Origin of the sequence: Aeromonas sp. ASNIH1, assembly GCF_002934285.1 — a bacterium.
Taxonomy (GTDB): domain Bacteria; phylum Pseudomonadota; class Gammaproteobacteria; order Enterobacterales; family Aeromonadaceae; genus Aeromonas; species Aeromonas caviae.
The window spans coordinates 4135258-4160480 of the sequence record NZ_CP026228.1; the positions used below are offsets into that span (position 1 = coordinate 4135258).

The following is a 25223-nucleotide window of genomic DNA, read 5'->3' on the forward strand; positions in this document are numbered from 1 at the left end:
GCCATGCTAGAAGAGCTTAACGCCAAAGAGAAATACAGTTTCAACAAGCTGCAGAAACGTCTGCGGCGCAACGTGGGCCAGGCCATCGCCGACTTCAACATGATTGAAGAGGGTGACAAGATCATGGTCTGCCTGTCTGGCGGCAAGGACAGCTTTGCCATGCTCGACATCCTGATGAGCCTGAAGGCCAGCGCCCCCATCCATTTCGATCTGGTGGCCGTCAACCTGGATCAGAAGCAACCCGGCTTCCCCGAGCACGTGCTGCCCGAATACCTGAGCACTCTCGGCATCGACTTCAAGATCGTGGAAGAAGATACCTATTCCATCGTCAAGGAGAAGGTACCGGAGGGCAAGACTACCTGCGCGCTCTGCTCCCGCCTGCGCCGCGGCATTCTGTATCGCACCGCCCAGGAGCTGGGCTGTACCAAGATCGCCCTTGGCCATCACCGTGACGACATCCTCGAGACCCTGTTCCTCAACATGTTTTACGGTGGCAAGCTCAAATCCATGCCCCCCAAGCTGGTGAGCGACGATGGCAAGAACGTGGTGATCCGCCCCCTGGCCTACTGCAAGGAGAAAGATCTGGTGCGCTATGCCGAGGTCAAGGCCTTCCCCATCATCCCCTGCAACCTGTGCGGCTCCCAGGAGAACCTGCAGCGCCAGGCCATCAAGCAGATGATGCAGGAGTGGGATCGCCGCTTCCCAGGCCGTCTCGAGACCATGTTCACCGCCATTCAGGACGTGATCCCGAGCCACCTGCTCGATCACCAGCTGTTTGACTTCAAGAGCATCAATCGCGACTCCGGCATCATCGACGGTGGCGACAAGGCATTTGATCCGCCCGAGCTGCCCAAGGCGCCGCTGCTGGACATCGACGAGATGGACATGCTGGACGTGATTGAGGTGCGCTAAGCCCCGTCACCCACAAAAAAGGAGCGCCAGGCGCTCCTTTTTTCATTCTGGCAATCTGCGGACTCGGGTCGCTACTCCTTGTGTAGCCAGGGGGTCAGGCGCAGGATCTCCCCTTGCAGTTGCAGCTTGCCCTGGGCAAACCCCTTCAGCTGCGCATTGCTGAGCAGCAGTTGCCCCTGCTGCCAGGAGACGGCCTCCTGACGGGCACCCTCCACAAGGTAGGCTGTGCCTGCGGGCGCCACCATGGAGATCCGCACCCCTTCCATCTTGGGCAGGAAATACTGGCCGACCATGCCGGCCATCTTGTCGAGCAATCGCTGCATCTGCTGCTGACGCGAGACAAGTTCGGCCAGCGGCACCTCGGGTGTGGCGGGGGCGTCAGCCATCACCTGTACCGACAGATCACAGGCGGCGTGGGCCTCGGTGAGCCCCACCACCACGATCGCCTTGTCGAGGTTGAGATCATCGTCATAGGGCAGACGCAGTTCGCCATCCACCGTGACCTCGGCGGGCACATCCCTGTCCGGGGTCGAGACCCGGGCCGAGGTGAGCCCGCAGCGCCGACCGTTCTGTTGACTGGCCAGATAAAAGCCCAGTCTGGCGTGGCCAAATTCCCCCTTGGCGAAGGTCTTCATCTGGCTGTAGAAGGTGCCGTAGTCGAGTTCAAGGGACGGCTCAGCCTGTCCCAGCATGGGCATCAGCAGGAGCGCCGCCATCCCGTATCGCTTGTTCATATGCCATCCTTTTGCATCATGCTCCGGGCGGGTCGACACCGGCTGACCCCTGGTATTCCATTATGCGTTGAAATGATCCGGGCCCTGCCCGTCGTTGCCACTGGCAACCTCGGTCACTTCGACTGCCACCCCACACAGATCCCGGTAGAGAATGCCCTTGCAGTTGAAGTAGAGCGGCGCCACCCAGATAAGTCCCAGCCCCATGGGGATGAGCGCCAGGAAGAAGAGTGCCAGCATGACCCCGTGCAGCAGCACTATGCTGGGCCAGCCCCGGGCAAAGAGCTTGAGGGAGACCAGAATGGCCTGAGCCGGGGAAAGACCGCGCTCCAGCACCAGAGGTACGGTAAACACCAGCCCCATGCCCACCAGGGCGGAAGGGATGAAGGCCAGCATCACAGGCACACCCAGCAGCTCGAACAGGGGTCCAAACAGGCTGGTGATGAGGCTGCCGAGCAGACTCAGGCTGCCCAGGCGCAGGAAGTGGCGGAAGAAGTCGAACACCTGGCTCGGCCGGGCGCGTACCCCCACCGACTGCTGCAACCCCAGCATGTCGAGGGAGGAGGTCATGGGTGACATGATCACCGTGACCAGCAGGCTCAGGATCAGGGCCATATCCATATCCCCTCCTTCACGGGCGACATAGGGCGTCAGCAAGGTATTGCTCAGCAGGATCCAGATTGCCATGACCCCGGCGATGGCCAGCGCCAATCCGAAACCGGTGCGACGAGTCTGTTGCCACCCCTCTTTCAACACCCCTTGCAGGTCCAGACGATATCCCTGGCTGAGGGACTGTTCGAGGGTTCCACCGATCCGCATTCTATTACTCAATTGACTGTCCAACATTCACTGACGACTGATCCAAAGTGGCACATTATAGCGGTTTGAACCGGCATGCGTAGCCGTTTTTCCTGTTATCTTCCGTTCAGAAAGCCATTGATACCAAAGGCCTTGCAGCCCTACTTGATGAAGTTCCCCTCACCCTTGGCCCCTCTGTCCAACGGGAGTAGGATGTTGACATCCTCCCCCACCTTAGCGCTTCGCGTCACAGGAGGGGGATTCCCATTACTGGGTGATAGCTGCTCGCGCAGTACCGGGTTCCTGCTTCATCGGGCGGCCTGATTGCACCACGCCTCCACAGGCTAAAACGGCGTGTCCCGCCGCTAAAATATTGCGAGCGCCGTTCACATCGGCGTTTGCCTCATAACCACACGCAGCGCATTTAAACTGGCTTTGCGTCTGGCGGTTATCCTTCGCAGTATGCCCACAACAGGCGCACTGCTGGCTCGTGTAGGCCGGGTTTATCGCCAACACCTGACCGCCTCGCCATGCCTGCTTATATTCGAGCTGGCGGCGCAGCTCAAACCAGCCCTGATCTAATATCGAACGATTCAGCCCTGATTTTGCCCGGACGTTGCGCCCCGGCTGGCTGGTCGTGCCCGCTGCTGATTTTGACATGCTGGCAACCTTCAAATCCTCAATGACGATCATCGCGTGGTTTTTGCTGATAGTCGTTGTGACCTTGTGAAGGTAATCGCGGCGGGTATTGGCGATATGTGAGTGCAGCCGCTGGATCTTGGCTTTTTGTTTCTTCCAGTTGCTGCTGAACTTTACCTTTTTGCTCAACTGGCGTTGGAGCCTTGCCAGCTTGGTCTGATTGGTTTTGAAGCTGTTGACGGGCTCAAACACCGTGCCGTCTGACAGGGTTGCGAGCTTGGCGATCCCCGCATCCAGCCCGACCATTGAGCCGGAGGGGTGAATTGGCTCAAGCGTCTCCTGCTCGACCTGAAAGGAGATATACCAGTGCCCGGCTGCTTGGCTGACGGTCGCGTTTTTAATTTTTCCTTCAACTGGCTGGGACTGGCGAAACTTGACCCACGCCAGCCCGGCAGGAAGCTTCACGCGACCTTTTTCAAGGCGGCAATACTTGTCAAAGTTGACGAACCGGATAGCGTCGCGGTTGTCGCTTTTTTTCTTGAATACGGGTGCCTTGGCGGCGAGTTTCTTATCAAAGCAGCGCATCCACGCGCCATGCAAATCCTTGAGCTTCTGCTGGAGGTTGTCGGTATATGCCTCGGCCAGAAAGGCCATTTCTGGGTCTTTCTTCCAACTGGTGAGCATCCTGTTCAGCTCAAAGGCAGAAGGCAGTTTTTCGCCAGCATCCAGAATGCGTTTGGTTTCTGCCAGCCCGTGATTCCAGACATAACGAGCACAACCGCCCAACTGGCGCAGGCGTTGCGCTTGTTGTTCGGTCGGTTCGAGTCGGAATTTGTAGGCTTTCAGAATTTGCATTTAGCGCTCAGTGTGTAGCATTATTGCCATATCTATTAAGCCCGATTGAGTGACAGAATGCAATTCACTAAAATTAATAAATCACGCCATGCGGCCTACGTTTTGCACGTACATTTGGTGTTTATCACCAAGTATCGAAAGCCGATATTGGGGGATCTGCATCACGCTTCCTTCGGTCAGTGTGCGGCAGAGGTTTGCAGAGATTTTGGTGCGGAACTGAAAGAGTGTGACGGAGAGGCTGATCATGTTCACATGCTGATAGAGTACGCGCCAACGGTGCAGCTATCGGTACTGGTGAACTCGTTAAAGGCGGTCACATCAAGGCGACTGCGTAATGAATTTCTGGACTTGAGAGGTGCTTACAGCAAACCCGTACTCTGGTCACGCTCTTACTTTGCGGGCTCTTGCGGCGGAGCACCGTTGGAGGTGATCAAGCAATACATTCAAAACCAGCGGGGCTGACGCCCCGGCGAAATTCCCCTCCCACCTACGTCGGAGGGAGTCCCCTTTCGCATTTAAGATGGCGCGCGCTGGCGGACGAGATGTCCACTGGCTCTTCTCTCTCACACAAGGAAAACGGTCATGTCCGAACTGACGCTCTATCTTGCCCCGGGTACCTGTGCCATGGCGGTACGCATCGCTCTGGTGGAGGCCGGTGCCCCTCACCTTGTCAAGCGCCTGGATCTGGCCGCTGGTGAACAGCGCAGCCCCGACTACCTCGCCATCAATCCCAAGGGGCGAGTCCCGGCACTGGTGACGGAGCATGGCGTGCTGACCGAAACACCGGCTCTGCTGCTCTACGTGGCCCAGCGTTTTCCTAACGCCGGGCTGGCCCCATTGGATGACCCCTTCCTCCTGGCCAGGATGCAGGAGGTACACAGTTTCCTCGTCTCCACCGTCCATGTCGCCCATGCCCATGGACGCCGTCCCGGCCGCTGGGCCGACGATGAACAGGCCATGGCTGCCATGCAGGCCAAGATGCCCCAGAACATGCGCGATGGCTTTGACCAGATTGAGCGCCACTATCTGGCCGGCCCCTGGGTACTGGGGGAGCGCTTTAGCCTGGCCGACATCTACCTCTTCGTGATTGCAGGCTGGCTCGAGAGCGACGGGGTTGCCATCAGCGAGTTTCCCAAGGTGGCGGATCACTATCAGCGCATGCTGGCCCGCCCCGCAGTGCAGGCGGCGCTCGCCCTCTGATCTCCTCGCGCCGGGTACGCCTTTTTGTGCGGGCAACATCCGGCGACGCCTCTCAGACGGGGTGCTCTTATGGCACCCGTTTCTTCTGAAATTGCCCTGTCACTGAGATCGTTTTCACATTTTCGTCATCACTGCCTAGACCCGTTAACGGTTAACACCTATCTTTCGCCCTAATGACGCAACCGGTTGCGTAACCGATTGCCCAACTCAATATTCATATGCGGTCCCAGGCCGCCGAGGTGCTGTATGAAACGAGGCAAGCTGCTCAATGCTCCCTTAAGCGCGCTGGTCGCGCAGATGGGCCACACCGACGAGATCACCGTCTGCGACGCTGGCCTGCCCATTCCGGCAGGCCCCGAGCGCATCGATCTGGCGCTGATGGCGGGCACCCCCAGCCTTGAAACCGTACTGACCGCCCTACTCACCGACCTGGTGGTGGAGAAGGTGATCATGGCAAGCGAGATCAAGCAGATCAGTCCCGCCGCCCATCAGGCGCTGGTGGATCAGCTGGAGGCCCACGCAGCCGCCCAGGGCAAGCCCATCACCATCGAGTACTGCCTGCACGAAGCGTTCAAGGCTCGCTCCTGCCAGAGCAAGGCTATCGTGCGCAGCGGCGAGGTGACTCCCTACGCCAACCTGATCCTCTGCGCCGGTGTGGCGTTCTGAATTCTTCAAAGAAGGCCTCTTCAAGGAAGCTGCAAATGAGCACAACCTCCCCCCTCTCACCCATTCTGGAGCTGACCGGGATCGTCAAGACCTTCCCCGGGGTACGCGCCCTCGACGAAGCGGGCCTTCGGGTCTATCCGGGCCAGGTGATGGCCCTGCTCGGCGAAAATGGCGCTGGCAAGTCGACCCTGATGAAGGTGCTGACCGGCATCTACCAGGCCGATGCGGGCTACATCAACTATCGCGGCCAGCCGGTGCACTTCAAGGGCCCCCGCGACTCTCAGGATCAGGGGATCAGCATCATCCACCAGGAGCTGAACCTGCTGCCGGAATTGTCGATTGCCGCCAATATCTTCCTCGGCCGCGAACCGCGCACCCGTTTTGGCAGCATCGACCACAAGCAGTTGCGTGAGCGTGCCAGCGGTCTGCTGGCGCGACTTGGCGTCAAGCACGGCCCGGATACCCGACTCGGGGATCTCTCCATCGGTGAACAGCAGATGGTAGAGATCGCCAAGGCGCTGTCGTTCGATGCCAGCGTCATCATCATGGACGAGCCCACCGATGCGCTGACCGACACCGAGACCGAGCAGCTCTTCACCGTCATTCGTGAACTGCGCGAGCAGGGCTGCGGCATTGTCTACATCTCCCACCGCCTGAAAGAGATCTTCGAGATCTGCGATCGGGTCACCGTGCTGCGGGATGGCAAGTGGATCGGCGAGCAGGCGGTGAGCGATCTCGATGAAGACAGGATCATCGAGATGATGGTGGGCCGCCGGCTGGAAGAGCAGTACCCACGTCTTGAGCGCGAGCTTGGCCCGGTTAGCCTGCAGGTGAACGATCTGGCTGGTCCCGGCGTGCGCGGGGTGAGCTTCTCCCTGCGTCAGGGGGAAATTCTGGGCTTTAGCGGCCTGATGGGCTCCGGCCGCACCGAGCTGATGAAGCTCATCTACGGTGCCAGCCCCATCAGCGCTGGCCAGGTGACGGTGGATGGCCACGCCCTGGTACCCAGAAGCCCGGCCGATGGTCTGGCCGCTGGTATCGCCTATATCTCCGAGGATCGCAAGGGCGACGGCCTGGTGCTGGAGCTGTCGGTGCGCGAAAACATGAGCCTGTGCGCCCTCGGCGAGTTCATTCGTGGCGGTAAGATTGACGGCAAGGCCGAGCGCCAGGCGGTAGGGGACTATGTGCGTTTGTTCAACATCAAGACCCCGAGGCAGGATCAGCTGATCAAGCTCCTCTCCGGCGGCAACCAGCAGAAGGTGGCCATCGCCAAGGGGCTGCTGACCCGGCCCAAGGTGCTGATCCTGGATGAGCCGACCCGCGGCGTCGATGTCGGCGCCAAGAAGGAGATCTATCAGCTCATCAACCAGTTCAAGAAGGAGGGGATGAGCATCATCCTGGTCTCCTCCGAAATGCCGGAAGTGCTCGGCATGAGTGATCGCATTATGGTGATGCACGAAGGGCGCATTAGCGCAGAATTCAACACCCGCGATGCCAATCAGGAGAAGCTGATGGCAGCGGCAGTCGGTAAACAGTGGCAAGCAGAGCAAGAGGCAGCACAATGACAACCCAAACCCTTTCCCGCCGCGGCGTCATGAGCAAGGCCTGGTGGATCGAGAACAAGTCCCTGGTCGCGCTGCTGGTGCTGATCGGCGTGGTCTCCTTCCTGAGCCCCAACTTCTTCACCGCCGACAACCTGCTCAACATCCTGCGCCAGACATCGGTCAACGCCATCATGGCGGTCGGCATGACGCTGGTCATCCTCACCGCCGGCATCGATCTGTCGGTCGGCTCGGTACTGGCCCTGTGCGGCGCCCTGGCCGCCACCATGGTGGCCATGGAGCTGCCCATCGGCCTGGTGATCCCCCTCACCCTGGGGGCCGGCGCCCTGCTTGGCAGCATCAGCGGCCTCATCATCGCCAAGGGCAAGGTACAGGCCTTCATCGCCACCCTGGTCACCATGACCGCCCTGCGCGGCGTCACCATGGTCTACACCGAGGGGCGCCCCATTTCCACCGGCTTCAGTGACGGCGCCGATCACTTCGCCTGGCTCGGGACCGGCTACCTGCTGGGTCTGCCGGTGCCCATCTGGCTGATGGCCATCGTCTTCCTGCTGGCCTGGTACCTGCTCAACCACACTCGCCTGGGCCGCCACATCTATGCCCTCGGCGGCAACGAATCGGCCACCCGCCTCTCTGGTATCAATGTGGATCGGGTCAAGCTCGCGGTGTATGGTCTGTGCGGCATGCTGTCGGCACTGGCCGGGCTCATCGTCACATCCCGCCTCTCCTCCGCCCAGCCCACAGCCGGCATGGGGTACGAGCTGGATGCCATCGCCGCCGTTGTGCTGGGGGGCACCAGCCTGATGGGGGGCAAGGGCCGTATCATGGGTACCCTGATCGGTGCCCTCATCATCGGCTTCCTCAACAATGCCCTCAACCTGCTCGACGTCAGCTCCTATTACCAGATGATCGCCAAGGCCAGCGTGATTTTGCTTGCCGTGATGATCGATAACAAAAGCAACCGTTAACAAGCCACGCCACACACAAGGAATGAAATGATGAAAAAGCTCAATACCCTGCTCGCTGCCGCCATCATGTCCGTGCTGGGCACCGCCCAGGCCGCGGAACACACCCTGGCGATGGTGGTCTCCACCCTCAACAACCCCTTCTTCGTCACCATGAAGGAGGGGGCCGAAGCCAAGGCCAAGGAGCTTGGCTACGAGCTGGTGGTGCTGGACTCCCAGAACGACCCGGCCAAGGAGCTCTCCAACGTGGAAGATCTCACCGTGCGCAAGGTCAACGCCATCCTGATCAACCCGACCGACTCCGAAGCCGTGGGCAACGCCATTCGCCTGGCCAACAAGGCGAACATCCCGGTGCTGACCCTGGACCGCGGCGCAGCCCAGGGTGACGTCAAGGCCCACATCGCCTCCGACAACGTGGCCGGTGGCAAGCTGGCTGGCGACTTCATCGCCGAGAAGCTGGGCAGCGGTGCCAAGGTGATCCAGCTGGAAGGGATCGCAGGTACCTCCGCCGCCCGTGATCGCGGCGAAGGCTTCGCCCTGGCGGTCACCGCCAACAAACTGCAGGTGCTGGCCTCCCAACCCGCCGACTTTGACCGCACCAAGGGTCTGAACGTCATGGAGAACCTGCTGGCCGCCCATCCGACCGTGCAGGCAGTGTTCGCCCAGAACGACGAGATGGCGCTGGGAGCCATCCGCGCCGTGCAGGCCGCTGGCAAAGAGGTGATGATCGTGGGCTTTGACGGCACCGACGATGGCAAAGCCGCCGTGGCCAAGGGTAAACTGGCCGCCACCGTGGCACAGCAGCCTGCCCTCATCGGCGCCATCGGCGTGGAAACCGCCGACAAGGTGCTCAAGGGTCAACCGGTGGAAAAATCCATCCCGGTACCGCTGCAAATCGTCAACAAGTAAGTTGACGGGGGGAGGTTCGCCTCCCCTCTCTTTTTCCGCCAGTGCCGCCTGGTCTGGGTCCACCCAGACCAGGATGTACTCAACCAAGGGTGATAGGAATGAATCGTCTCGTAGTCCTCGGCAGCGTGAATGCGGATCATGTGCTGCGCGTCCCCCACTTTCCCCGCCCCGGTGAAACCCTGACCGGCCACAGCTATCAGGTCGTTCCCGGCGGCAAGGGCGCCAATCAGGCGGTGGCCGCCGCCCGCCTCGGCGCCCCTGTCTCCTTCATCGCCCGCATCGGTGATGATGCCATCGGCCACCAGATGAAAACCGGGTTTGCCAACGACGGCATCGATGTCAGCGCCGTCGAACTCGACCCCAGGCTCCCCACCGGCATCGCCATCATCTATGTGAGCGACGAGGGGGAGAACAGCATCGGCATCTCCGCCGAAGCCAATGGCGCCCTCACCCCGGCCGTAGTGCAAGGTCACGAGGCAATGATCGCCGCCGCCCACACCCTGCTGCTGCAACTGGAAGTGCCGCTGGAGAGCGTGCAGGAAGCGGCCCGTCTGGCTCGTGCCCACGGCACCCGGGTGGTGCTCAACCCCGCCCCCGCGCGCCCGCTCTCAAGGGATCTGCTGGCGCTGGTGGACCTCATCACCCCCAACCAGACCGAGGCCGAGCTGCTGACCGGCGTCAAGGTGACGGACGAAGCGAGCGCCCGGGAGGCTGCCACCCGCTTCCACCAGATGGGCATCGGTGAGGTGATGATCACCCTGGGGTCTCAAGGGGTCTATTGCAGCAAGGGGCAGAAACAGGCGCTCATGCCGGGTTTTCGGGTCAAGGCGGTGGATACCACGGCTGCCGGGGATACCTTCAACGGCGCCTTCCTGGCGGCCGAGCTCGCCGGCGCCGACTTTGACGCAGCCGTACGCTTTGCCCACGGGGCGGCGGCACTCTCCGTCACCCGGTTTGGTGCCCAGAGCTCCATCCCGAGCAAGCAGGAGGTCGATGCTTTCCTCCTTGAACAGACTGCGCAGGGGCACTGATGGCCAATATCAAGGAGGTGGCTGCGCTGGCGGGAGTGTCGACCACCACCGTTTCCCACGTCATCAACGAGACCCGCTTCGTGGCCGAAGAGACCCGGGAGCGGGTCTTCGCCGCCATGCGCGATCTCAACTATGCCCCGAGCCTGGTGGCCCGCAGCCTCAAGGTAAAGGAGACCAACAGCATCGGCATGCTGGTTACCACCTCCAGCAACCCCTTCTTCGCCGAGGTGGTGCGCGGGGTGGAGCGCTACTGCTTCGAGCAGGGTTACAACCTGATGCTGGGCAACACCGAAGGACAGGCCGAGACGGCGCTCTCCTACCTCAAGATGATGCTCAGGAAACGGGTCGACGGCCTGCTCATCATGTGCAGTGAAGGGCAGCAGGAGGTGTTCAACCAGCTCGACTGGCTCAAGAGCCTGCCGGTCGTGGTGATGGACTGGGGCATGGAGAATGGCGAGGTGGATCTCATCGCCGACAACTCCCATCGTGGAGGCTACCTGGCAACCCGCCATCTGCTGGGGCTGGGTCACACTGCCATCGGTTGCATCACGGGCCCCCACAGCCGCGCCCCGGCCAACCAGCGCCAGGCGGGTTTCGAGCAAGCGATGCAGGAGGCCGGGCTCACCGTCAATCCGGGCTGGATCCAGGAGGGAGACTTTGACTGCGCCAGCGGCGCCGCCGCCATGACCCGCCTGCTGGCGCTGCCAGAGCGTCCCACCGCGCTGTTTGTCTGCAACGACATGATGGCCATGGGGGTCATCAGTGCCGCCCATCAGGCAGGGCTGGTGATCCCCCGCGATCTCTCCATCGTCGGCTATGACAACGTGGCGCTGGCCCAGTTCATGTCCCCCCCGCTCACCACGGTCAATCAACCGAAAGAGGAGCTGGGCCGCCTCGCCGTCACCCGGCTGCTGGCGCGCATCAACGGCGAGCCCATCGCAAACCGCATGATCACCGTGGATCCGGACCTGGTGATCAGACACTCCTGCGCTCCCTTTTCCTCACCGGACAGCAAACCAGTTTAAGTGCCAGCAAGCAGCAGAAGGGCGGCCATGAGCCGCTCTTCTGTGTATTGTCTCCTTGGCATCGGCCCCGAGACTGCACAAGCCACCACTCAACTCAGCTTGAGATCATCCTCTTGCTGCGCCTCTCCCAGGGGAGCCAGGCGCAGCAGCCCCAGCGCCGTTGCCAACGGCTGGAGCAGCGCCTCGTACCCGGAGGGTGCTGGCAGCCAGTAGCGAATTGGCCAGCCCGCTTGCAGCAGTTCGGGGGCGCAGCTGCCAAGCTCGCTCAGCGCCAGCATGCAGCCACACTCGCGCATCTTCTCAAGCAGGGTGGCATCCGGTATCAGCGCAGGCAATGCCAGGATCAGTCTCCCCTGTGGCAAGGGGGGCAGGCTCGCCAGCAGAGGGGCCAGCTGGGCAGGCTGATGAAGCCTTACCAGCAAGGTGCCACTGCATGGCTCTTCTGTCAGCCATCGTGCCATCACGGGCCCAAGGACACCACGCTCTTGCATCCAGCCCACGTCACAGGGCTGCTGGCTCACCCGCCAGCGCAGGCTGACCGCCGTCACCGGCACGCCCTGCTCGTCTCTCATCGCCTCGCAGAGGGTCTCCAGGGGGGAAGGGGCGGCCCCCGCCAGCCATTCCCGCAATTGGTGCAGCTGCCGCTGGGCCATGTGGAGATCAGCCTTCATCGCACTCTGATACCACACCAGGGTGGTCCCCTCACGCTTGGCCTCGTTCAATGCCAATATGGCTTGCTCCAATAGCTCATCGGCATCCTCGCCACCCTCGCGCCTGGCCACTCCGAAGCGACACGCCAGATCAAAGCTGCTTTCCCGGGTCACAAACTCAAACTGCAACAGACTCACCTTGACATCCTCCCCCACCTTAGCGCTTCGCGTCACAGGAGGGGGATTCCCATTACTGGGTGATAGCTGCTCGCGCAGTACCGGGTTCCTGCTTCATCGGGCGGCCTGATTGCACCACGCCTCCACAGGCTAAAACGGCGTGTCCCGCCGCTAAAATATTGCGAGCGCCGTTCACATCGGCGTTCGCCTCATAACCACACGCAGCGCATTTAAACTGGCTTTGCGTCTGGCGGTTATCCTTCGCAGTATGCCCACAACAGGCGCACTGCTGGCTCGTGTAGGCCGGGTTTATCGCCAACACCTGACCGCCTCGCCATGCCTGCTTATATTCGAGCTGGCGGCGCAGCTCAAACCAGCCCTGATCTAATATCGAACGATTCAGCCCTGATTTTGCCCGGACGTTGCGCCCCGGCTGGCTGGTCGTGCCCGCTGCTGATTTTGACATGCTGGCAACCTTCAAATCCTCAATGACGATCATCGCGTGGTTTTTGCTGATAGTCGTTGTGACCTTGTGAAGGTAATCGCGGCGGGTATTGGCGATATGTGAGTGCAGCCGCTGGATCTTGGCTTTTTGTTTCTTCCAGTTGCTGCTGAACTTTACCTTTTTGCTCAACTGGCGTTGGAGCCTTGCCAGCTTGGTCTGATTGGTTTTGAAGCTGTTGACGGGCTCAAACACCGTGCCGTCTGACAGGGTTGCGAGCTTGGCGATCCCCGCATCTAGCCCGACCATTGAGCCGGAGGGGTGAATTGGCTCAAGCGTCTCCTGCTCGACCTGAAAGGAGATATACCAGTGCCCGGCTGCTTGGCTGACGGTCGCGTTTTTAATTTTCCCTTCAACTGGCTGGGACTGACGGAACTTGACCCACGCCAGCCCGGCAGGCAGCTTCACGCGACCCTTTTCAAGGCGGCAATACTTGTCGAAGTTGACGAACCGGATAGCGTCGCGGTTGTCGCTTTTTTTCTTGAATACGGGTGCCTTGGCGGCGAGTTTCTTATCAAAGCAGCGCATCCACGCGCCATGCAAATCCTTGAGCTTCTGCTGGAGGTTGTCGGTATATGCCTCGGCCAGAAAGGCCATTTCTGGGTCTTTCTTCCAACTGGTGAGCATCCTGTTCAGCTCAAAGGCAGAAGGCAGTTTTTCGCCAGCATCCAGAATGCGTTTGGTTTCTGCCAGCCCGTGATTCCAGACATAACGAGCACAACCGCCCAACTGGCGCAGGCGTTGCGCTTGTTGTTCGGTCGGTTCGAGTCGGAATTTGTAGGCTTTCAGAATTTGCATTTAGCGCTCAGTGTGTAGCATTATTGCCATATCTATTAAGCCCGATTGAGTGACAGAATGCAATTCACTAAAATTAATAAATTACGCCATGCGGCCTACGTTTTGCACGTACATTTGGTGTTTATCACCAAGTATCGAAAGCCGATATTGGGGGATCTGCATCACGCTTCCTTCGGTCAGTGTGCGGCAGAGGTTTGCAGAGATTTTGGTGCGGAACTGAAAGAGTGTGACGGAGAGGCTGATCATGTTCACATGCTGATAGAGTACGCGCCAACGGTGCAGCTATCGGTACTGGTGAACTCGTTAAAGGCGGTCACATCAAGGCGACTGCGTAATGAATTTCTGGACTTGAGAGGTGCTTACAGCAAACCCGTACTCTGGTCACGCTCTTACTTTGCGGGCTCTTGCGGCGGAGCACCGTTGGAGGTGATCAAGCAATACATTCAAAACCAGCGGGGCTGACGCCCCGGCGAAATTCCCCTCCCACCTACGTCGGAGGGAGTCCCCTTTCGCATTTAAGATGGCTGCAAGCAGCAGGTTATCTCGCTGTCGTCGCGTCACGGGACAACCTCGATGCGGATCACCTGCCAGACCATGTTGTTGTGGATGGCGGACACATCCATGTCGGGATGGGCCGAGAGGGGGACCAGCAGCCAGAGCGGCCCTTTATTGCGACGGGTGAGCGGTTTGTCATCCTGGTAACGCACCAGGGTCAGCGGCACCTTGGCAAACAGGGAGAGATCGACCCGCTGCTGGTAGCCATTGAGTGCGGCAACATCGATGGCGCTGGCACTATCCACCTGCTGCTGCGCCAGCACGCTCTTCAGGGTCGGTCCACGATAGCGGTGAGTGCCGAGGGTCCAGGGCGTCGCCGTCTCGAACTCCACTTGTGGCAAGGCTGCCAACGCCGCCTCATCCAGGGTGATTTCCCGCTTGTCCGGCAGGATCAGTTGCAATAGCGAAGAGGAGGAAGCCTGGGTACCGAACGAGAAAAGCACCAGTAGGAGCGAGGCCATCCCGCGCGTTGGAAAGTTCATGACATGTTGTGCCAACTGCATCTTGAAGTTAGGAGCCAGTGTGGCGATTTCAGTGGGTCAATGCAACTGTGTGAAAAATCAATAATTAGGGGCCCCGCATCTCCATCCAGTTATGGCCCTCGACGGAGAGAGGCTGATGCACTCCGCAACTTTGCAGGAGTTCATCCACAAAAGCGGGCACAAGCAAGGAAGCCGGACCATAACGTTTTTCATCAAACTGGCTGCCCACTTCGCTCGGCTCCAGATTGAGCTCCACCGTATGGGCACCGTTCAGGCCGGCCTCATGGACGAATCCGGCGGCAGGGTAGACCGCCCCGGAGGTCCCGATGGAGATGAAGAGATCGCACTGAGCCAGGGCCGAGTAGATGCGGTCAAGTCCGAGGGGCATCTCCCCGAACCAGACCACATGGGGGCGCAGCGGGTGGGGAAACTGGCAGCAGGAACACAGCTCTTCCTGATGGAGATCCCCGCGCCACTCGATCACCTGACCAGAGCCCGGGCAGCGGGCCTTGAGCAACTCGCCGTGCATGTGGATGAGGTTCTTGCTGCCGGCACTCTCGTGCAGGTTGTCGATGTTCTGGGTGACCAAGGTGACGCGCCCCGGCAGCAGGCGCTCCAGACGGGCCAATGCATAGTGGGCCGGATTGGGGTGGATCTCGGCGCGCTGCAACTGATGGCGCCGTGCATTGTAGAAACGTTGTACCAGTTCGGGATCCCGCGCATAGCCTTCAGGGGTGGCCACGTCCTCCACCATGTGCTCTTCCCACAGGCCATCACAGGCCCGGAAGGTCTTGATACCGGATTCGGCCGAGATGCCGGCACCGGTGAGGATCACGATATGTTTGGCTGACTGCACCATGGTTGTTCTCCTCCAACGGGTAACAGGCTGACCTTAGCACAGGAGCAAGAGGCGGCCCATTCGCCCTTGGTCTTAGGCCGATGGGAGCACAAAGCTCGCCATGGGCGCGAGATCCAGCCTGGCAAAGACCATCTCCCGTCCTGTCACCAGGGTAAGCGGCAACCCGAGCCCCTTGAGCAGAGCCAGCATGGGGCGATTCTGGCCGAGCACTTCCGCCGTCCACTCCCGGATCCCCTCCCCGTATGCCAGCCGCGCAAGCGCCAGCAGGATGCGACGCCCGGCGCCGCGATGCTGAAAATGATCCGCGACGATGCAGGAGAACTCAGCCCTGTCCGGGTGCAGGCGCCGGCGAACGGACTGGGCCATGGCAAGCGGCCCCCCCTGCTCGTCGGTCAGCAGCAATCCTATCTGGGGTTCTCTGGGGTAGTCGAGAAAGAAGGCGAGCTGCTCGGCCGTCGCAGGCTGCTTGGCCCGCATGAAGCGCAAATAGACGCTCTGCTCGCTCAGGGCGTCATAGGCCGCGCTTATTCGCTTCGGGTCGCTGCCCGCCAGCTCCTGCAAGCGGCAAGTCAGCCCCCCCACCACCATCGTCATCGGCAAGGCGGCCCGTGAGGCGGGAGCCGTCCAACCCGACATTCCCTGCCACAAGCGCGGCTCATCGAGCGGCCAGCAAAGATAGCGAGCCATTTACCAGCGCCCTGCCACGCCGCGATCCTGCCACTGGGCGGCATCCTGCAGGTTGAAGGGGTCGTCGAGGTAGAGCGCGATGCCAAGCTCCCGGGAGCGCTGGATGAAGCGGGCCAGCAAGGAGTCGGCAGCCATCGCCTCCAGTTCGGGCAGCAGGTGTTGCCCGAGCAGCAAGGATTGCAACGGCAGACGCTCGATGAGATCAAACGGCAGGTGCTGGGCATGATCGAGCAGCAGCGCGAGTCTGGCCCCCGCGAGGCTCGCCTGCAGCACCAGGGCGAAACGGTCCGCCTGGCTCAGCAGGTGATCCCGTCGGTGGATGACCAGGGTGAGTTCGCTTGCTTCTCGTCCATGCTGCTCGAGCCAGAGCTTGAGCGGCTCCCAGTGAGGGGAAAGACCGCTCAGGCTCAGCCAGATCGGCAGCGTGCAGGAAGCCGCATCTGCCAGCAGCCCAAGCTGTCCTCTCGCCTCTCCCTGCCAGCTACGCACGGTGCGCTTGAGCCCGCCCAGCCTGCGCTGACGCTGGGGGCCAAGATAGAGCATCTTGAGCAGACGCAGCAGATCGTCGCTTTGCAGCGGCTTGGCCAGGGCGGCCAGCACGTTGAAACCCGCATCGTGCAGGAGACGCCGGGCGCCGTCTATCAGGGTCTGATCATGAGCGGAGAGCAGGATGATGGGCAGACCGCTGTGGTGATACTGGGGATGGCTCATCAGCAGGCTGATGGCATCCTGCTCCGCTAGGCTGAGATCACAGATAAGCAATCTCACGCCCCCCTCTTCCAGCGCCTTGAGGCACCCTTCGCCATCCTGAACCCAGTGGCAGGGCAACCCCAGTCCCTGGATCTCCTGCTGAATGCAGGCTCCCTGGAAGGGGTGATCTTCGAGCAGCAGGATCTGGCACTGGGCGAGCCAGGCACGCCACCCCTGCTCCCGTGCCTGCAACCCCTCGAGCCAGGGATCGCTGAGGCGATAGATCCCTGCCCCGGGAGCCAACAGATGAGGCAGATAGTCGGCCCCCTGATGAGAGGCAGGATCAAACAGGGCGATGGCCCCGGCGGCAAACAGTCCTTCCCATTGCCAGCCGGCATCGGGTCGGGTGCGGTGCAGATTGGCATAGGCCGGCAGGCCCGCTCCCTTGACCGCCAGATGGGAGACGGCGTCCAGGGCATAGACGCTGACCGGGTAAAACGTTGGCTCCTGGCTGTCATCAGACTCCAGCAAGGCCATCAACTCTTCATCTGTGATGATCATGTCATGCTCTCTCGCCCAGTTGTCGGCAGACCTCTTCCACGCACTGCCTCAAGGCGGCTGCAAAGGGATGTCCGGGGGCCTCCTGCCAACGGTCGATCACCTCTACCAGGGGGGTAGCCCCCACCATTTTGGCGGCCCCCTTCATCTTGTGTAAAGCCGTATTGAGGGCCTTCTCGTCCCCTTGTGTGACACACCGCTCAATGTCGGCCAGATCATGGTGAACCGATGCCAGATAGATGTCTACGAGGGCCGGGCTGAGGGACACGGGCAGGGAAAGGGCTGCCGTTGGCTGCGGTGCCTTCCCCCCGTCATGGGGGCCAAAGACGGTACGAAGCAATACGGCCAGATCCCTGAGCAAGACGGGTTTGTCCAGATGGCCCTGACAGCCGCATTCCGCCAGTCGCTGCGCCGCCTGCTCGCTGAGATCCGCGGTGATCACGTAGACGGGTAGATGCTGCCAGCGTTCATCGGCGTGCAATTGCCTGCAGAGCTCGGCGCCGTCCATCACCGGCATCTGCAGATCCGTCAGCACCAGATCCACCGACTCCGATTGCAGGATCTCCAGTGCCAGACGGCCATTGGCCGCGCTCAATACCCGGGCCCCCAGCTGACCCAGCTGCATGCTAATCAGCATTCTGTTCACCTCGTGATCTTCCACCAGCAGCACCCGCCTGCCTGCCCCCGGCAGGTCCGTGATCTCCTCGGCGCCACGGACGAGTCTGGGCTGCAGCAGGCTGACCACGGAGCCCGGGATCCAGGGTTCCCCCTGCCAGTACCAGGCGCGCAAGCCCCCATCGTCCTGCATGGCCCCAAGGCAAGGTGCCGCCGGATCCTCGGCCACGCCAAACTCTGCGAGCCAGGCCCGCATATATTCGAGCTCCCCGGGCAACAGTTGTAGGGAGACCGTCTTGACGCGCGGTTGCCAGGGCGCCTTCTCCTGCGCATGCCTGAGGGGCAACGAGCAGAGGAAACGGCTACCCCCGCGAGCCAGAGGCTCGACCCGGATCTCGCCCCCCATCTGCTCCATCAACTGGCGGCAGATGGCTAGCCCAAGCCCGGTTCCCTGGGCTCTGGGTTGGCCAGGCTCCTCCCCTTGTTCGAAGGGCAGGAACAACCGGGGCAACAGCTCGGCACTGATCCCGGGCCCCTCGTCGTCCACCCCGCACAAAATCCACTCCCCTTGTCGCCGGGCCCAGATCACCACCTCTCCCCGCTCGCTGAACTTGATGGCGTTGGAGAGCAGGTTGTGCAGCACCTGCTGCACCCGGTGGGGATCGAGTTCCATCAAGGCGGGCAGCGCCGGGTCGAGCGCCAGGCGCAGTTGCAGATGGCGGGATCGCGCCTTGGACCAGTGCACCGCCGCCACGTGTTCGCACAGCTCCACCAGATCCGTGGGCTGTACAGAGAGGCGCAACTGACGCGTCTCGTTGCGGCTGAAGTCGAGCACGTCGTTGAGCAGCCCGAGCAGTTCATTGCCCGCCTGCCTGACATGGGCCAGAGCCGAGGCCTGCTCTGCATTGAGTCCGGTCTGCTCGAGCCACTCCAGCAAGCCGAGCATGGCGTTCATGGGGGTGCGGATCTCGTGGCTCACGGCGGCCAGGAAGCGCCCCTTGGCAAGCACGGCCTGCTGGGCCTGCTCGTGGGAAAGCTGCAGGGAGTGCTCCTGCTCCACCCTGGCCGTCACATCCTGCACCACCCCGTAGATCCGCCACCCCTCCCCCTGACGGCGCCCCCTGCCGGAAAATTGCAGCCAGCGGGTTCCCTTGGCGGGGTGCTGATAGCGCAGCAGATGGGAGAAAGGTCGCCCGGCTTGCAGCATGGCCAGCATGGGGGCTCGCATCTCGCGCCTGTCCTGGTGGGAGATGCGAGTCAGGGTCTCGTTGGGATTGACCCGGATCTGCTGGCTCGCCAGCCCCAGCAGTTCGTGACTGCCCCGGCTCACAAACTCCACCCGGGTGATGGCTCCCCCCAGTAGGGTGAATTGCAGCACCACACCGGGCACCGTATTGGTGAGGGCGCGCAGGCGCCGCTCTGCCTGACGCAGCAGGCGGGTACGCTCGCGCAGGGCGCTGATGTCGGAGAGGGCGATAAGATCCCCTGCCGGTGCCTGGGGGCCCAGTCGCAAGGGGATCTGGGCATAGGAGTAGACCTGCTCGTGCAGCGCCAGCTCCCCTTCGGCGCCCTGCAACTGTGGCGCGGGCAGCACCAGATCGGCGGCGTAGCGCGCCTCCATGCGCTTGGCCCGCTTGTTGCGCTTGATCACCTCCCCTTTGTCATTGCGCAAGAACACGGGCACGGGGAGCGCCTGGAAGAGAGACTCCCTGAACTTGCTTTCCAGCGCCAGCGCCTGCTCTACCTTGTGACGCTCGCGGGCCTCCTGGGCCAGTTGCTGGCGGGAACGCCAGACTGACCAGATCACCGCCATGCTGATCAGCAGTGCCAGCAACACGGAGCCAAGCCAGAAACCGTAGCTGACCCCTTCCTGCTGGTTGACCACCAGGCGACGCCAGCGTTGCACCAGCTCGTCCACCTGCCGATCATTGAGGGTCATCAGGCTCTGATCCAGCACCCCTGCCAGGCTGGTCTGTTCCGGCCGGATGGCAAAACCGAGGCCGAAACGCTCCGGCAATTCGGTGATGGTCAGCTCGCTCAACTGGTTGTTTCGAATGGGATATTGGAGCTGGTACAACTCCGCCAGCATGGCCTGGGCATCCCCATGCCGCACCGCCGCCAATCCCTGCAGCAGGTTGTCGGTCACCTCCCACTCATGCTGGCCGAACCGGGCAAGCAGGCCGGGATCATAGAGCATTCTCGGGACCACCACCTTGCCACTGACGTCCGCGAGGGAGGCAGGCCCCCTCTTGCTGCGACTGACCAGAGCATAGCGGCTGGTCGCCACCATCCGGGTGAAGTCGAACTCCTTGTTCAGGGCGGCGGACTCCATCAGCCCGACCATCATGGCGGCATCGCCACTGCGCAGCAATGCCAACGCCTCCTCCCGGCTGGCGGCGGGTACCAGCTCGAAGCGCAGCCCTGTCTGCCGACTCACTTCCCGCAAGACATCCGCACTCCAGCCAATGAGCTCTCCCTGCTGGTTGACACCGCTGTATGGCATGAAGCCGGGATCCGCCACCATCTTGATGGTGTGGGCCTTGCCGACCAGCCAGGCCTGCTCCTTGTCGTTAAAATGCAGAGGATTCACATCCTGCTCACCCTGAGGCAGATACTTGCCCAGATCCCGGTAGAGACTGCCCGGCGGCAAATAGCGGATGGCCGTATCCACCAGCTCCAGCAACTCGGGCTGGTTGCGCATCATCAGCCGGTAACTGATGACCAGATCATCGCTGCGAAGACGGCGAAGGCGCAGCCCTTCATCCGGGAATTCCCGCATCAGGTAGCGCAGTTGCAGATAATCGCCGAGATAGGCGCTGCCCTTGCCGGCCACCAGGGCACCATACCAGTTCTCGGCATCGGTCAGCTGTTGCTGGGATGAACCAGGATAGAGACGCTTCAGGATATCCTGGGCCTGCCAGATAGGTGACACCAGAAACTGCGCCTGATCGAGCTCACCCCGATAGAGGATGGCGGACTCCGCCTCCATCATGGCCCGGCTCAAGACGGTATCGCTCGAGTTCGACCGGGCAGGCCCGACGTGAGGAATGAGATCGCAGCGCCCGTTCAGCAGATCCTGCGTCATGGCTGCCCAGCTCGGCCGCTTCTCGAAGCGCACCGGTACCGGCAACAGCTCTGCCAACCGCGTCAGGCGATCGATAAGCAGGCCCCCCTCCGCCTCCAGATAGGGAGGACGTTGCAGGGCCGGGTAACAGAAGGTCAGTCCGGTGAGCGAATCGGCATAAGCCTGGGCACCCGGTGACAGCGGGAGTATGGCGGCACGCAGTGGCAAGGCCAGCAGCGCGCCGGACAACAGAAGGATTTTTATCATCGGAATGGAAAAGCCAGGCGATTGCCTGGCTTTTTGTCACTCGTTGGGTTCAACATTTTCTACCCTGGCCTTGAGCTTCTGGCCGGGCCGGAAGGTCACCACGCGACGGGCGCTGATGGGAATATCCTCCCCCGTCTTGGGGTTGCGTCCGGGACGCTGGTTCTTCTCGCGAAGATCGAAGTTACCGAAGCCGGAAATCTTGACCTGTTCGCCACGCTCGAGCGCCTGTCTGATCTCCTCAAAGAAGGCTTCCACCATATCTTTGGCTTCACGCTTGCTCATCCCGAGCTGGGTGAACAGGTGCTCTGCAATGTCGGCTTTGGTAAGCGCCATAGATCAATCCCTCAAGGATGCATTCAACTCTTCACCGAGGGCCCGCACGACATTGTCCACGGTCTCGGCGATCTCTTTCTCCTCCAGGGTGCGCTGGGTGTCTTGCAACACCAGGCTGATGGCCAGGCTCTTCTTGTCCTCTGCCATACCAGCGCCCTGGTATACGTCGAACAAGTTTATTCCAACTAACTGATTTCCGCCAACTTTTTTAATTACTGCCAGAACGTCGCCTGCCAGGATCTGTCTGTCAACCACCACGGCGATGTCGCGACGGTTGGCCGGGAACTTGGATACTTCGGCAGCAACCGGCACCTTGGCCGGCGTCAGTTTGTCCAGCTCCAGCTCGAACATGACAGCGCGGCTCTTGAGCCCCAGCTTCTTCTCGAGGCTCGGATGGATCACGCCGATGTGGCCGATCACGACGCCATTACGCAGAATGGCTGCGCTCTGGCCCGGATGCAGGGCACTGTGCTCGGTGCGCTCGAAGGTGAAGGTAGCCCCTTCGGCAGTCAGATCCAGTACCGCTTCCAGGTCACCCTTCAGATCGAAGAAGTCGACGGGACGGGCCTTGACATCCCAGTGCTCGTCCCCCTGGTTGCCGGTGATGATGCCGGCCAGCATGGGTTCCTGACGGATGCCGTTCTCGGCATTCTCGTCCTTGATGAAACGCAGGCCCTGCTCAAACAGGCGCACGCGTGGCTGCTGACGGTTCTGGTTGTAGACCACCGCCTGCACCAGACCCGGGAACAGAGAGACGCGCATGGCGGACATCTCGACCGAGATCGGGTTCGGCAGCACGATGGCATCGCTCTGCGGGAACAGGGTTTGCTGGGTCTTGGGATCGACGAAGCTGTAGGTGATCGCTTCCTGGAAACCGCGATCAACCAGCAGGTCGCGTACCCGCTTCAGGGTCACCTGCCCTTCAGCCTGCTCCACCATCGCCAGAGAGGCGGCGGGTTTCAGGTTCGGGATGTTGTTGTAGCCGTAGATGCGGGCCACTTCCTCGATGAGGTCTTCCTCGATGGCGATGTCGAAACGCCAGGAGGGAGCCAGCGCGGTCCAGCCGTCAGTATCCACGGTTACCTGCATGCCCAGACGAGTCAGAATTTCGACCACCTGCGCATCCGCCACGCTGATGCCGATCACCTTGTCGAGCTTGGTGCGGCGCAGCTTGATGGGGGCAGCCTTGGGCAAATGGGCATCGGATTTGACTTCGATGACCGGACCCGCTTCACCGCCGCAGATGTCCAGCAGCAGACGGGTGGCACGATCCATCACCTTGGCCTGCAGCTCGGGATCCACCCCGCGCTCGAAGCGGTGGGAAGAATCGGTATGCAGACCGTAGGCACGGGCACGGCCGGTGATGGAGAGCGGCGCGAAGAAGGCGCACTCCAGCAGGATGTCGGTGGTGGTCTCGGAGACACCGGTGCGATCGCCGCCGAAGATGCCGGCCATGCAGGCAGGGCCTTTGGCATCGGCAATCACGAGCGTGGTCTCTTTGAGCTTCACCTCGTTGCCATCGAGCAGGGTCATGGGCTCGTCGGCCTTGGCGCGACGCACCACCAGTTCCCCTTCAAGCGTCGCCAGGTCGAAGGCGTGCATCGGCTGGCCGTATTCCAGCAGCAGGTAGTTGGTGATGTCAACGATGGCGTCGATGGAACGAATACCGCCACGGCGCAGCTTCTCCTGCATCCAGAGCGGGCTCTGGGCGTGCAGGTTCAGCCCCTTGATGACACGGCCGAGATAACGGGGGCAATCTGCCGACGCTTCAACCCGGATCGGGAAGGTTGCATCGATAGTGGCAACAGCCGGCGCCCAGGTCGGCTCGACCACGTCCACGCTGTTGAGCACGCCGATTTCACGGGCAAGACCCGCGATGCCGAGGCAGTCGGCACGGTTCGGGGTCAGATCCACATCGATGCTGACGTCGTTGAGCGCGAGGTATTCACGGATATCGGTCCCGATGGGGGCATCCAGCGGCAGCTCGATGATGCCATCGGCTTCGACGTCGATGCCCAGCTCGCTGAAGGAACAGAGCATGCCGTGGGACGGCTGGCCGCGCAGCTTGGCTTTCTTGATGGTGAAATCACCCGGCAGGGTCGCCCCGACCTTGGCCACGCACACTTTGAGGCCGGCGCGGCAGTTCGGCGCACCGCAGACGATGTCCAGCAGCTCGGCCTCGCCCACATTGACCTTGGTCACCCGCAGCTTGTCGGCGTCCGGGTGCTGGGCGCACTCGACCACTTCACCCACCACCACATTGTTGAACTGGCCGGCTACCGCTTCCACGGCGTCCACTTCCAGACCGGCCATGGTGATCTGCTCGGCCAGTGCATTGTCACTCAACTCGGTGCGGACCCACTCCATCACCCAGGATTTACTGAATTTCATGTTCTCTCGCCCTTACTTGAACTGCTTGAGGAAGCGCAGGTCGTTTTCGAAGAAGGCACGCAGGTCATTGACCCCGTAACGCAGCATGGTCAGGCGCTCAACGCCCATGCCGAAGGCAAAGCCGGAGTATTTTTCCGGATCGATGCCGACCGAACGCAGCACGTTCGGGTGCACCATGCCGCAGCCCAGCACTTCCAGCCACTTGCCGTTTTTGCCCATCACGTCCACTTCGGCGCTCGGCTCGGTGAACGGGAAATAGGAAGGACGGAAGCGAATCGTCAAGTCTTCCTCGAAGTAGTTGCGCAGGAAGTCGTGCAGGATGCCTTTCAACTCGGTGAAGCTGGCATGCTCGTCAACCAGCAGGCCTTCGACCTGGTGGAACATCGGGGTGTGGGTCATGTCGTAGTCGTTACGATAGACGCGGCCCGGCGCGATGATGCGGATCGGCGGCTGCTGATGTTCCATGGTGCGGATCTGCACACCGGAGGTGTGGGTACGCAGCATCAGATCAGGATCGAAGTAGAAGGTGTCGTGATCGGTACGCGCCGGGTGGTGAGCCGGGATATTCAGCGCATCGAAGTTGTGGAAGCCATCTTCAATCTCGGGACCACGGGCAACCTTGAAGCCCATCTCGCCAAACAGGCGCTCGATGCGCTCGATGGTGCGGGTCACCGGGTGCAGACCGCCATTCTCGATGCGGCGGCCCGGCAGGCTGACGTCGATGGTCTCGGCGGCCAGCTTCTGGTTCAGCACGGCGACTTCGAGGGCTTCACGACGCGCGTTTAGGGCATCCTGAACCTGCTGTTTGGCCTGGTTGATCACGGCGCCCGCTGCGGGACGCTCTTCAGCGGACAGGGCACCCAGTCCCTTCATCTGCTCGGTAAAAAAGCCCTTTTTACCCAGATATTTGACCCGGATTTCGTCGAGGGCTGCGATGTCGCTCACGCCCTCAATTTCGGCCTTGGCCTGGCCGACTACTTCTTCAAGCTGTTGCATGTCTTCCTCGTCACCACTCCCGGAACAGGAGCCTTTAGGCTAAATAAGGTCAAGAGGGGAATAATACAAAAAAAGCCCCTTGGCTGACCATAGTTATGACGGGCTTTTCTCCCTGCAAATCATTTTGTTATATGGATAAAGCCACAAGCCAGATGCAACAGGATTAAGACAAGCGTCGTTTGTTCTAGTTTGTTGGCATATGGAAGGATAAAGCATTCATGAACGTGGCATGCTACCTGCCAACGCTCAAAAATGAGCAACAAAAAAGGAGGCCTGAGCCCCCTTTCCATGTCTAATAAAAACAAC

Annotated in this window: 23 protein-coding genes; 10 read left to right on the forward strand and 13 right to left on the reverse strand. The window is 61.2% G+C overall.

Features of this window, described 5'->3' with window-relative positions:
* The first annotated feature begins 3 nt into the window (after positions 1-3).
* The gene (gene ttcA, locus C2U37_RS20050) at positions 4-912 is read left to right on the forward strand and encodes a tRNA 2-thiocytidine(32) synthetase TtcA (protein ID WP_010674783.1); all 909 of its coding nucleotides are present in this window, start codon (positions 4-6) and stop codon (positions 910-912) included.
* Between the two features lie 71 nt (positions 913-983).
* On the opposite strand, the gene C2U37_RS20055 is transcribed toward ttcA, so the two are convergent.
* The 3 genes from C2U37_RS20055 to C2U37_RS20065 all read right to left on the reverse strand — a co-directional run bounded on the left by C2U37_RS20055 (position 984) and on the right by C2U37_RS20065 (position 3935).
* Positions 984-1646: a DUF2987 domain-containing protein gene (locus C2U37_RS20055; RefSeq protein WP_041211435.1), complete on the reverse strand. Its 663-nt coding sequence runs from the start codon at positions 1644-1646 to the stop codon at positions 984-986.
* A 60-nt stretch (positions 1647-1706) separates the two neighbouring features.
* On the reverse strand, positions 1707-2462 hold the full coding sequence (locus C2U37_RS20060; protein WP_042017089.1) for a hypothetical protein: 756 nt from the start codon (positions 2460-2462) through the stop codon (positions 1707-1709).
* A gap of 246 nt (positions 2463-2708) precedes the next feature.
* The gene (locus C2U37_RS20065) at positions 2709-3935 is read right to left on the reverse strand and encodes an RNA-guided endonuclease InsQ/TnpB family protein (protein ID WP_021141234.1); all 1227 of its coding nucleotides are present in this window, start codon (positions 3933-3935) and stop codon (positions 2709-2711) included.
* A 57-nt stretch (positions 3936-3992) separates the two neighbouring features.
* Here C2U37_RS20065 and tnpA (C2U37_RS20070) point away from each other — a divergent pair, with 57 nt between their 5' ends.
* The 8 genes from tnpA (C2U37_RS20070) (at position 3993) to C2U37_RS20105 (ending at position 11293) form a co-directional block, all read left to right on the forward strand.
* A complete protein-coding gene (tnpA, locus tag C2U37_RS20070; RefSeq protein WP_010674034.1) occupies positions 3993-4397 on the forward strand; it encodes an IS200/IS605-like element ISAs26 family transposase in 405 nt (134 codons plus the stop codon).
* A 120-nt stretch (positions 4398-4517) separates the two neighbouring features.
* Complete coding sequence (locus tag C2U37_RS20075) at positions 4518-5135, forward strand: glutathione S-transferase family protein (protein WP_039040777.1); 618 nt, start codon at positions 4518-4520, stop codon at positions 5133-5135.
* Positions 5136-5381: 246 nt separating this feature from the next.
* Positions 5382-5801, forward strand: coding sequence for a D-ribose pyranase (gene rbsD, locus C2U37_RS20080; protein WP_010674787.1), 420 nt, complete (start codon positions 5382-5384; stop codon positions 5799-5801).
* A gap of 35 nt (positions 5802-5836) precedes the next feature.
* Positions 5837-7366 (forward strand): ribose ABC transporter ATP-binding protein RbsA, encoded by a 1530-nt coding sequence (gene rbsA, locus C2U37_RS20085; RefSeq protein WP_041211437.1) that lies wholly within the window; start codon positions 5837-5839, stop codon positions 7364-7366.
* A complete protein-coding gene (rbsC, locus tag C2U37_RS20090; RefSeq protein ID WP_041211438.1) occupies positions 7363-8331 on the forward strand; it encodes a ribose ABC transporter permease in 969 nt (322 codons plus the stop codon). Before rbsA ends, rbsC begins: the two co-directional genes overlap by 4 nt.
* Positions 8332-8361: 30 nt before the next feature.
* Positions 8362-9237, forward strand: a complete 876-nt coding sequence (gene rbsB, locus C2U37_RS20095; protein ID WP_041211439.1) for a ribose ABC transporter substrate-binding protein RbsB — start codon at positions 8362-8364, stop codon at positions 9235-9237.
* A gap of 98 nt (positions 9238-9335) precedes the next feature.
* Positions 9336-10268 (forward strand): ribokinase, encoded by a 933-nt coding sequence (gene rbsK / locus C2U37_RS20100; protein ID WP_010674791.1) that lies wholly within the window; start codon positions 9336-9338, stop codon positions 10266-10268.
* Entirely contained in the window at positions 10268-11293 is a 1026-nt protein-coding gene (locus tag C2U37_RS20105) for a substrate-binding domain-containing protein (protein WP_041211440.1), read from the forward strand. Before rbsK ends, C2U37_RS20105 begins: the two co-directional genes overlap by 1 nt.
* Before the next feature lie 89 nt (positions 11294-11382).
* Here the strand turns inward: C2U37_RS20105 and C2U37_RS20110 are convergent, their stop codons facing one another.
* Together C2U37_RS20110 and C2U37_RS20115 are read right to left on the reverse strand one after the other, a co-directional pair.
* Entirely contained in the window at positions 11383-12141 is a 759-nt protein-coding gene (locus tag C2U37_RS20110) for a hypothetical protein (RefSeq protein ID WP_158656289.1), read from the reverse strand.
* A 52-nt stretch (positions 12142-12193) separates the two neighbouring features.
* Positions 12194-13420, reverse strand: a complete 1227-nt coding sequence (locus C2U37_RS20115; protein ID WP_021141234.1) for an RNA-guided endonuclease InsQ/TnpB family protein — start codon at positions 13418-13420, stop codon at positions 12194-12196.
* 57 nt (positions 13421-13477) lie between these two features.
* Between C2U37_RS20115 and tnpA (C2U37_RS20120) the strand changes: the two genes are divergently transcribed.
* Complete coding sequence (gene tnpA, locus C2U37_RS20120) at positions 13478-13882, forward strand: IS200/IS605-like element ISAs26 family transposase (RefSeq protein ID WP_104452948.1); 405 nt, start codon at positions 13478-13480, stop codon at positions 13880-13882.
* A 95-nt stretch (positions 13883-13977) separates the two neighbouring features.
* On the opposite strand, the gene C2U37_RS20125 is transcribed toward tnpA (C2U37_RS20120), so the two are convergent.
* From C2U37_RS20125 to pheS, 8 genes are all read right to left on the reverse strand, one after another.
* Positions 13978-14457: a hypothetical protein gene (locus C2U37_RS20125; RefSeq protein ID WP_041211442.1), complete on the reverse strand. Its 480-nt coding sequence runs from the start codon at positions 14455-14457 to the stop codon at positions 13978-13980.
* 85 nt (positions 14458-14542) lie between these two features.
* A complete protein-coding gene (gene cobB / locus C2U37_RS20130) occupies positions 14543-15316 on the reverse strand; it encodes a Sir2 family NAD+-dependent deacetylase (protein ID WP_041211443.1) in 774 nt (257 codons plus the stop codon).
* 72 nt (positions 15317-15388) lie between these two features.
* Positions 15389-16003 (reverse strand): GNAT family N-acetyltransferase, encoded by a 615-nt coding sequence (locus C2U37_RS20135; protein WP_103261891.1) that lies wholly within the window; start codon positions 16001-16003, stop codon positions 15389-15391.
* Complete coding sequence (locus C2U37_RS20140; RefSeq protein WP_010674796.1) at positions 16004-17254, reverse strand: response regulator; 1251 nt, start codon at positions 17252-17254, stop codon at positions 16004-16006.
* Between the two features lies 1 nt (position 17255).
* Positions 17256-21197 (reverse strand): ATP-binding protein, encoded by a 3942-nt coding sequence (locus tag C2U37_RS20145; RefSeq protein ID WP_412674202.1) that lies wholly within the window; start codon positions 21195-21197, stop codon positions 17256-17258.
* Positions 21198-21233: 36 nt separating this feature from the next.
* Positions 21234-21530 carry an integration host factor subunit alpha gene (gene ihfA, locus C2U37_RS20150; protein ID WP_005300715.1) on the reverse strand — a complete coding sequence of 99 codons (297 nt, stop codon included), beginning with the start codon at positions 21528-21530 and terminating at the stop codon, positions 21234-21236.
* 3 nt (positions 21531-21533) lie between these two features.
* On the reverse strand, positions 21534-23921 hold the full coding sequence (gene pheT / locus C2U37_RS20155; RefSeq protein ID WP_041211446.1) for a phenylalanine--tRNA ligase subunit beta: 2388 nt from the start codon (positions 23919-23921) through the stop codon (positions 21534-21536).
* A 12-nt stretch (positions 23922-23933) separates the two neighbouring features.
* The gene (pheS, locus tag C2U37_RS20160; RefSeq protein ID WP_041211447.1) at positions 23934-24917 is read right to left on the reverse strand and encodes a phenylalanine--tRNA ligase subunit alpha; all 984 of its coding nucleotides are present in this window, start codon (positions 24915-24917) and stop codon (positions 23934-23936) included.
* Between the last annotated feature and the right edge of the window lie 306 nt (positions 24918-25223).